This is a genomic window from Pararhodobacter sp. SW119 (assembly GCF_017811755.1).
In the GTDB taxonomy this organism is placed as follows: Bacteria; Pseudomonadota; Alphaproteobacteria; order Rhodobacterales; family Rhodobacteraceae; genus Pararhodobacter.
In genome coordinates, this window is sequence record NZ_JADDJF010000126.1 from 1 (window position 1) to 2,520 (window position 2,520).

At 56.9% G+C, this 2,520-nt stretch carries 2 protein-coding genes and 1 pseudogene; 1 reads left to right on the forward strand and 2 read right to left on the reverse strand.

Annotated features, from left to right (window positions below; translation table 11 throughout):
* Together IM708_RS20685 and IM708_RS20690 are read right to left on the reverse strand one after the other, a co-directional pair.
* Nucleotides 1–332 (reverse strand): annotated as a pseudogene (locus tag IM708_RS20685) (IS1634 family transposase); the annotation flags it as partial.
* Nucleotides 333–501: 169 nt separating this feature from the next.
* Nucleotides 502–1,272, reverse strand: a complete 771-nt coding sequence (locus IM708_RS20690; RefSeq protein ID WP_209428443.1) for a sulfotransferase — start codon at nt 1,270–1,272, stop codon at nt 502–504.
* Nucleotides 1,273–2,419: 1,147 nt separating this feature from the next.
* On the opposite strand from IM708_RS20690, the gene IM708_RS20705 reads away from it, so the two are divergent.
* A partial coding sequence (locus IM708_RS20705) for a transposase (protein ID WP_209428446.1) occupies nt 2,420–2,520 on the forward strand: 101 nt, incomplete at its 3' end.

A 2,520-nucleotide genomic window follows, 5' to 3' on the forward strand; every position in this document is an offset into this window, starting at 1 on the left:
AACTCCAGTTGTTCCGGTTGCTGTCGCGTCAGGCCTGTCGTTGTTGTTGGTCCAATTCGCGTGACGTGCTGGTGGAGGGTTGCGAGAAGGTCCAGCGCCCGCCGCGGGCTTGTGGCATTGCCCCTGGCTTTCAGCCGCATGCGCATGACGCGGTAAAGCACCAGGGCGAGAAAGCATATCAGGGCATGGGCACGGATGCGGTCGGGCAGCCGGTGGTGGACCGGCGCGATCTCGATGTCGGACTTGAGGACGCGGAAGCCGCGCTCGATGTCGGCCAACGCCTTGTAGCGCGCGACGGCGTCGATGGCAGTCAGGTCGGGGGCGTTGGTGACCGGGCGCTTACTGCCCGCTTGCTGCAAGGTCCGGTAGACTGTTGGCCTCGAAACCGAGAAGAGTTCTGGCCACGAGCCGGTGACCGGCTGAGCCAGATCGTCTAGTCTGAAGTTCGCCTAGGATGGCGGGTAAATCGCCGGAGGGCCGGTCCGCCGACGCAGACGTTTCTTAACCCAGCTCATATCCGTATTTTTCAGCGAGTGGGCTACAGCGGCGGATAACGATACCCTGCTCCTCTGCACTCAGCACGTCATGGAACTGGTTCCGTTCCTCATGGGCATCCTGCGATCGGTAGAGTTCCTTCTGGTCGCCAAGTTTTGAAAACTCTAGAAGCTTTTCCATGCTCGCAACCGGATAAGTGGTAACATCCTCATAGTGCATCTCGAGCAAACTGCCCTCTAGGAGCGACGTCATTTGGTGAATGATCGTGACGGCCTCGATCCAGTAGTTACAAGCTGCATGTATGTCGGTCACCTTTATGACCTTTCCCAGCTTCAGACTGGCCACGACGTTGAGCGGGTTGCGTACTAGATGCAGGAAGCGCGCCTTTGGGAATTCGGCTCGGATGAGCGGAAGGCCGTAGACATTCTGGGGAGTCTTGTCGAACCATTGGTAGTTCTGCAGACCGCGTGCCTCTGCCATGTGATGTACATGCCGGCATAGCAATTCGCCGCGGCTGCGCGACATCATGAGCATTTCCTTGAATGTCTCTGGTGCGATCCCGTCAATCTCCCGGTGTTTCAGCAAGGTTTTCGAATTCAGCAGCGGGTTACTATGCCCGCCGGTACGAAACGGCTCGCCATAGCGGAAATAATGAGTCTCCTCGGGGCAGATCACGTTTTGCTGGCGACGCAGCAGGTCACGCACTAGGGTCGTGCCGGAGCGCACGCAACCAAGGATGAAAAGAGGGGTGCTATGGGCAGGATGCGGAGGGGGCATGAGCTGGCAAATTTCTTTTCGTGACTGCAGAGCCACCTGCGGATAGCGGTTTCACGATGAGCGAGCAAGCCGCACGGTCCAGCACCGGAACCGCTCCTGCCCCGTCATCTCACGAACGAGACCCTGTGCCGCCAGCGTATCGAAGCCACGATGCACGCTCGCCCTGCTCACTTGCGCGATCTCCTGGGCCATCGGCGCGGATATACGTCCACAAATGACAGCACAGTCTCAGTTGTTCTGTAACTACTTCTTTACACCCAAATGTTCACCCTAAGATTACGTTCGCGGTAGATTCACTCCTGTTCATGTTGAGAGCACCATGCAACCCATCAATTTTTTCGTTATAACCCTTGTCGCAACAGCAGCCCTGCTAACACCGAGCATGTCGCTCGCATTAAACTGCGATCAAGATGCTCTATCAGGCAACTGGAGAGCCGCAGGTGAAGGTATCCTCTGTGACCTTCAACTAGAGTCGACTGGGAACATAAGGGCTACCTGTTACCAAGAGACATTCGGCCGCGATAGTCGTTACAGAACCGTCGAACCGATCCGAGTCGGAGGAAACCTTTTCATATCATCAGATTGCAGCCTATCGGGCGCTCTAGAACCTCACAAGGGGCGTTCGATTCCGCTTACTGGTGAAACCTGGGCTACGTCGACCGAACTTCCCGAAGTAGTCCGGGTTCAACTCGACAGAGAAGACCGTGCCGAACTCTTTTTGATTAGAAAGCATCATTTCCGTTAAGCCACAGCCCAGTATGCTCTGTCTATCACATCAGGGCTACGATGAACCAGAAAACCTCAGTCGCGCACTCTGCCTAATCCGCCCCGTGGACGCTGACGTCAGACATCTTAATTCGAGGAGGTCTATCAGCGTGACATTGCCAGCGCGTCCGTGGCCCGCGAAGGGAATCGTCGACACCTAGGATTGAACCGCACCGGGTTTGCCGGAGGCTGATTTTGGTTAGTTAACCGCCACGACCATGCTGATCGACATGCCGTAACTCGGGCATCTCGACAGCAAGAAGATCACCGCGTTTGCCGGGCTCGCGCCCATGACGCAGCAATCGGGCAAATGGCAGGGTGGCCTGCTGCCGGTTCCGTGGACACGAAGATAAGATCGTGACCAAGGAACTGGATAGTGGATATGACGAGACGGAAGTTCAGCCGCGAGTTCAAGATCGAGGCGGTGAAGCTGGTGACCGAGCGGGGCGTGACGGTGGCCCAGGCGTGCCGGGATCTGGACCT

Coding starts and splice junctions, on each gene's coding strand:
- IM708_RS20690 (WP_209428443.1), bottom strand. CDS start 1,272: ATGCCCCCTCCGCATCCTGCCCATAGCACCCCTCTTTTCATCCTTGGT.